Raw genomic sequence first — 4,639 nt, 5'->3', positions numbered from 1 at the left:
TGGGCCATGACGGCCAGAATCCGTTCGGGCGAGAGCCCACCGGTTGCCTCCAGCGACGAGAGCTGCCGCAAGTAATTCACGTAATAGGCGGGCGTAAAGGTGTTAAAGAAGACGGCTGTTTCCGCAAACGGATTCGAGAACGTATGCGGCGCCCGGACTGGTGCCACCACATAGCCGCCCGCGTCAACGTCGTCGTGGTGTTCCCCGGTCGTAAAGCGCACCTTGCCTTTGGTAACCAAAAAGGTTTCGTCGTGCATGTTGTGATAATGCTGGGGCGTTTGGTCGGTACCCGGCGGCACCGTGATTTCCACTGCTCCCAGCCGGTTGTCGGTGTTCGTGCCGTCTTCCAGAACCCGAATAGTTATCGGGCCGACGGTAAAGGTTTCGCCAGTGGAGGGTGCCACTAGCACGATGGCTGGTTCGGCTGGTTTTTCCATGTCGTGAGCTTTCGCGCGAAAGGTGATAGAGGACTTAAGGAGATTTAAGGAAGTGCCTCACACAAAGTCTTTCAGGAGGGCCAGTACGCGGTCCAGCTGCTCGATTTGGGGGAAGTGGCCGGCTTGCGGCACCGAGTGAAATTGCGCCGCGGGGATGAGGTCGGCAAACTGCCGGCCGTAGGCGGGCGTGACGATACGGTCGCTCGCGCCCCAGAGCACGAGCGTCGGCAGGGCCAGGCCGGGCAGGCGCGCGCGCAGGCCCGGGTCGTGCATGAAGGGTTCGCCCGCGTAAACGTGCAGGGCCTGCTGGTTGGCCGCCATGCCAGCGACGGCAGCCGGGTCCGTCGGCGCCGACGCAAAGCGGCCGGGGTCGTGAAAGGAGTACGTTAGCAGCTCCGCCGGGGCCAGGGTGGCCGGGTCCACAATCGGGCCGCTCGCCGGGGTTGGGTCGAGCCCAACCGCGTCGAGCAGCACCAGGGCCGTCACGCGCGGCGAGACGCGCAGGCCCAATTCCGCCGCCAGCCAGCCGCCCACGGAGTTGCCCACCACCACCACGTCGTGCAGGTCGAGTTGCTCCAGCAGGGCGAGGTAGCCCAGCACCAGGTCGTCCACGCGGCGAAACCACTCCGGCCGGGGTTGGCCGGCGAACCCGGGATGGGTCGGCAGCACCGCCCGCCCCGTCGGGGCCAGCCCCGCCGCCAGCCCCGCCATTAAGCCGGGGCCGGCTCCGCCGTGCAGCAGCAGGTAGGGCCGGCCGCTACCCTGCTCGTCCACGGCCAGGGGCAGCGTTCCCGCCAATAAAACCAGGTTACTGTTCATCGGTGCTTCGTTTGGCATCAGTTACAAAAAGCGGGTGCCCAGCTCCGTCAGCTTGGCGATGGCCCGGTCGTCATCGGCCGCTGCTTCCGCCACAACCCGGTCGAAGCCGCCGGGCAAGTGAAACACGAGCACCCGCGCGTCGCCGCCTTCCGCGTGCCACTGGAACGCGCCGCCGGCCGGGAAATAGGCAAAGGTTCCTACCCCCGCCGGTTGGGGCTGGTCATCATAGGCCAGCGTGAGCTTGCCGGCCAGCACGTACAGGGCTTCGTCCTGGTGGGCCGTGCGCAGCGGCATCCCGGCGCCGGCCGGCACCACCACCTCAAACAAGTCGTACGCTCCCTCCGTGTCGTCGGCGGCGGCCAGCAGGCGCCAGTCGAGCCCGAAGAGGCGCACCGCGGGCACTTGCTCGGCCGTGGCGAAGTGGGGCACGCCGATGCCCTTATCGTTCGGCTTGGTCAGCATCAGCTCCGGGGCCGGGGGCACCGCGAAGGGCAACGCCATCACAGCTTCTTGCCCGTAGAGGGCGGAAAGGATACGAATTTGCTCCTGGCTGTCGGGCGGCGCGCTCTCGGCCAGGCTCGGTCGGCGGCGCGCCGACGCCGGGTGCGCCAGGCTCATTACGACGAGTTCGAAACTCGCGGGCAAGTAAAAATTGAGGGCCCGGACCTCACTGGTATCCACCGAGAAGCTGTGGGGCAGCAGCCGGGGCAAGTACACGAAGGTGCCGGGGCCCGCGTGCCGCGTTTCGCCCTGGGCATTGAAGCTACAGCTGCCCTCCAGGATGTAGAAGCCCTCGCTGGCCGTGGGGTGGCGGTGGGTGGGTGGCCCGAGCCCGGTGGCCATCACCTGCTCGATTACGGTCAAACGATTGGCGGTTTGTCGGCCGCTGGCCAGTACCAGCCAAAGCGTCCCTACCAGCCAAAAGGCGGGGGCCGTTTCCCGGTTCAGCACGAAGGGCGGGTAGTCCGGCAGTCCTGTTCCGGTCATGGGCTGGGCTGCTAGTGGTAGGGGATGGTTCATGGAAAAGGGGGTAGGGTAATCCATACTGTAAATGCCGGGGGCAAATGCTGGCAGCAATCTGGCGGCGACGAGCAGCCGCCTACTGCGGCTCGGTGTTGCTGACCTCTACCAGCAGCTTTTGCAAGTCCTGGTTAACCAGCCGCACCATCACTTCGAGCTGGGTGAGCATCGCGGCGCGGGTGTGCAGGTCGTCGGCGTGGTAGTTGCCGCCGGCCCCGAAGTAGAGCGCCAGCTGCTGGGCCTGCTGAGCAGGCTTGCCGCTGGTGAGTTGGTCGTACTGCGCCCAACGCCGACGAATGGTTTGGAGCGGGGCGGGCGCTGCCGAACCGGGCCGGCCGACCCGCACTTCATTAAGCGTAGCCCAGAGGCCGGGCGGGTAAAGGGCCGGCCGGGGGCGCTGATACCAGATGTCGGCCAGCAGGTTGCGGCGAATCGGGTAGTTCAACTGCGGATTCACGAACAGCGTGGCCACGCCCAGCCCGGCGCTGAGGGCCGCGGTGCTGACCGTCAGCACCAGGTTGAGGTTGGCCCGGTCTTCGGCCAGAACAGTGGCACTAATTACGCCGCTGGCGGCCCCGGCCAGCAACGAGCCGAGGGTGAAGTTGCGGGTTCGTTTCGTTTGCTGGCCTTGCAGCGCCAGGGCGGCCTGGTCGGCACGCTGCCGCTCGCATTCCAGCTCTTCGGCCACGCGCAAGGCATCGCCGGAAGCCTGTACCACTTGAAGCACGAGTGCCTCGCGCTGCCGGATAAAGGCTCGCTGAGCAGCATCCCCTGGGGCCAGCCCCGGTTGGGCTGGTTGCCTTAGCTGGCGTAGGCCGGGCCCCAGGCCGTAGGCGCGGGCCAGCTGCCGGCTCCGGGCCGAGAGGGGCGGTAGCCCCATCGTGTCCAGCGACGAGGCCGGCGCACTCCCCACGGCCGGCAGCGTGTCGATCGTGAAGACCTGGGGCGGGAGGCAGTAGCCACTGGTGTCGTCGGCGCCGTGGGCGGCGGGGCGCACGGTTTGGCAACTCCCAAGCGCGCCTAGCAAGGCTAACGGCCAGAACCTGCACAAGCAGCGAAGAGCGGGCATACCGGGTAGCCTAAACGGTTGAGGTCGTGCGGGGCTAAAGCTAAGGCTGGGCCTTTTGCGCGGCTTCCTTAATCAGGGCCGCTACTTCTTTGGGGCGTGAGGCGTAGACCGAGTGGCTGGCGCCGGCTACCTCCACCATGTGGCTGCGGGCGCGCGTGGCGTACCAGCGTTCCAGTTCGGGGTTAATGGTGCGGTCGGCGCCGGCGACGAGCATCCAACTCGGCTTGGTTTTCCAGGCCGCCGTCGTAATGGGCGACGTAAACACGGCCCCAGCCGTCAGCATTTGCGCCCGCGCCGCAAACTCGGCTTGCTCGCGGGGCAGGTCGGCGGCAAAATAGGCGGGATACGCCGCCGGGTCGAGGTAGGTGAACCCGTCTGGCGTCTTCTTGATGATGTTGTCCTTGCTCACGTCGCTGGGGTAGCGCTTGCCCAACGCGCCCTCGTTTTCGCCGGCATCGGGCATGTGGGCAGCGATGTATACCAGGCCAACCACATGCGAATCATTGCCCGCTTCGGTGATAATGGCGCCCCCGTAGCTGTGCCCCACCAGGATGCAGGGGCCGGTTTGCTGGGCCAGCACCCGCTTCGTGGCGGCCACGTCGTCGGCCAGCCCCGTCAAGGGCTCCTGCACCACGCTGACCGTGAAGCCGTCTTTCACCAGGATGTCGTACACTGGCTTCCAGCCCGAGCCGTCGACCCAGGCGCCGTGCACCAGGACGATGTTTTTCACCGGCGGCGCCAGTGCAGGAGATGCTGCCGCGCCTAGAAGCAGAAGCAATAAAGCAGCGGATGCCGCCAGAAAAGTAGAAGTGCGTTTCATGGCTGATTAGGATAAGTGAAGTAGAAATTCTACGGGAAGGGATACCCCGGCCCTGGAGCAGGGAGCATCGGTCAATAACCGGGGGAAACTGCCGCGTTGGTATCCCATAGCCTGGCGGCAAGAAGGTGATGATTCACGACCAGGTTACAACGATTTGGGAGAACAATGAAACCCAATGGTCTTGCCTACCCCGTAAGCAAACAGACAAACAAGCAAGACACCCAGCCCCCATTCGGTTGCGCTGGTTTGGGCCTGTTCTCTAAGTCAACCAATTGTTAAGCAATGCGTTGCAGCAATGCACGTAGTATAATTCAGTAGCATTTCTCCCTTTCTTTTGACAACGCCCAGGGCAAAAGACAAAAACCCGAATAGGAGCGGGAAGTAAGACAAAATTCGGGGCTAGGCTAGTGTAATTTTATGATTTCACTCACCCGCAAAGCTGATTTTTGTCATGCTGGGGCTTTCTCAGGCACC

The 4,639-nt window shown here is 64.7% G+C and carries 5 protein-coding genes; all 5 read right to left on the bottom strand.

Features of this window, described 5'->3' with window-relative positions:
* The coding region (locus ACFE70_RS18235) for a cupin domain-containing protein (RefSeq protein WP_375419217.1) at nucleotides 1-437 on the bottom strand (437 nt) is incomplete at its 3' end.
* A 57-nt stretch (nucleotides 438-494) separates the two neighbouring features.
* Entirely contained in the window at nucleotides 495-1,274 is a 780-nt protein-coding gene (locus tag ACFE70_RS18230) for an alpha/beta fold hydrolase (protein ID WP_375419216.1), read from the bottom strand.
* Nucleotides 1,275-1,277: 3 nt separating this feature from the next.
* Complete coding sequence (locus tag ACFE70_RS18225; protein WP_375419215.1) at nucleotides 1,278-2,276, bottom strand: cupin domain-containing protein; 999 nt, start codon at nucleotides 2,274-2,276, stop codon at nucleotides 1,278-1,280.
* 79 nt (nucleotides 2,277-2,355) lie between these two features.
* On the bottom strand, nucleotides 2,356-3,273 hold the full coding sequence (locus tag ACFE70_RS18220) for a hypothetical protein (protein WP_375419214.1): 918 nt from the start codon (nucleotides 3,271-3,273) through the stop codon (nucleotides 2,356-2,358).
* Between the two features lie 112 nt (nucleotides 3,274-3,385).
* The gene (locus ACFE70_RS18215; protein ID WP_375419213.1) at nucleotides 3,386-4,165 is read right to left on the bottom strand and encodes an alpha/beta hydrolase; all 780 of its coding nucleotides are present in this window, start codon (nucleotides 4,163-4,165) and stop codon (nucleotides 3,386-3,388) included.
* Between the last annotated feature and the right edge of the window lie 474 nt (nucleotides 4,166-4,639).

It is taken from the genome of uncultured Hymenobacter sp. (assembly GCF_964243305.1).
Classification (GTDB): Bacteria; Bacteroidota; Bacteroidia; order Cytophagales; family Hymenobacteraceae; genus Hymenobacter.
Note: the sequence above shows the minus strand (reverse complement) of the source record. Positions and strands in the feature narration are given on the sequence as shown.